Source organism: Serratia sp. HNCC26DJ244 (assembly GCF_057180565.1).
Window position 1 is genome coordinate 1 of record NZ_JBXUGO010000062.1, and the last position, 1,377, is coordinate 1,377.

Below are 1,377 nucleotides of genomic sequence, written 5' to 3' on the forward strand. Positions count from 1 at the left end.
GGATAATGAGATGGACGCTCCAACCTTTACGGCATCAAAGTGCCAAAATGTGAGCGTGAAAACTCAAAAGAAGGAGCGTCCAAATGAAAGTATCTACCCTCGGTATCGACTTGGCAAAAAATGTTTTCCAGCTTCATGGCGTTGATCACAATGGCAAGACGGTTCTGAAGAAAAAACTGACTCGCGATAAATTCGTGCCTTTTATCATGCAACTGAAACCTTGCCTTATTGGGATGGAGGCCTGTGCTTCGAGTCATCATTTCGCTCGGGTGCTGACTCAGTTTGGCCATCAGGTCAAATTGATGCCACCGCAATATGTCAAACCCTACGTCAAAACCAACAAGACCGATGCTGCTGATGCCGAAGCGATTTGTGAAGCAGTTACACGTCCCAACATGCGCTTTGTGCAGGTAAAAACCGCTGAGCAGCAGGCAGTTCTTGCTTTGCATACCGAGCGAGACATCCTCATTCGGGAACGTATCGCCTGTGTAAACAGCCTACGGGCTATACTGGCCGAGTTTGGCCTCATTATGGCAGTTGGTCGGAAAGCATTTAATCAAGGTATTCCCGATATTCTGGAAAATGGGGATATCGAGCTATCGCCATTTATTCGACGCAGTGTTGCTCGTCAGTTTGAGCATATCCAGTCGTTGGAAGACCAAGTCACCTTGATTGAGCAAGAGCTCAGCCAGTGGGCGCAGACCCAGCCAGCCTGTCAGCGGGTAATGAAAGTGCCAGGTGTCGGGTTGCTGACCTCGACCTATCTGGTTGCGTCGGTTGGTAACGGACAGCAATTTCACTGTGCGAAACAGTTTTCCGCCTGGCTGGGCCTGACACCACGTGAACACTCCAGCGGTGGTAAACAGCGGCTAGGCAGCATCAGCAAACGAGGCGATGGCTACTTTCGATATTTGCTGGTACATGGTGCCCGTGCTGTAGCCTCGGTGATTGAACGCCATAAAGAAGACATGCCGTGGTTATTCGCCTTGCTGCAAAAGAAAAACTACAACGTAGCGGTGGTGGCGCAGGCGAGCAAAACGGCACGTATTCTGTGGTCAATGCTGGTGAAAGAAACAGAATATCGACCCGTTATCGCCCATTGAGACAAGCTCAAAGGGTGATAACGGGTCAGCAAGAGTAAAACACAGTCCGGTAGTTGCAAGTGTAATCAAGAAGATGGCGAAACAGGTAAGACCGCAGGTGAGACAATCCGATACAGACGAGGGTATTTTGACCCGTAGGGATGTAAGGAACTCACCTGGCGGATTTCATCATGGTTCGGGTCACAACAAGACCCAGAAAGAAACCGGATATATGGCTGCAATACCTGTTCACTTTTTTCAAGAAAACACTCGTATTATCGGGAGCGTCCATATA

General features: G+C 49.2%; 2 protein-coding genes. Both read left to right on the top strand.

Annotated features, from left to right (window positions below; genetic code table 11):
- The first annotated feature begins 83 nt into the window (after window positions 1–83).
- Window positions 84–1,103, top strand: coding sequence for an IS110 family RNA-guided transposase (locus AC2A06_RS18515; RefSeq protein WP_484381257.1), 1,020 nt, complete (start codon window positions 84–86; stop codon window positions 1,101–1,103).
- Between the two features lie 73 nt (window positions 1,104–1,176).
- On the top strand, window positions 1,177–1,377 hold a 201-nt coding region (locus AC2A06_RS18520; protein WP_484381258.1), incomplete at its 3' end, for a hypothetical protein.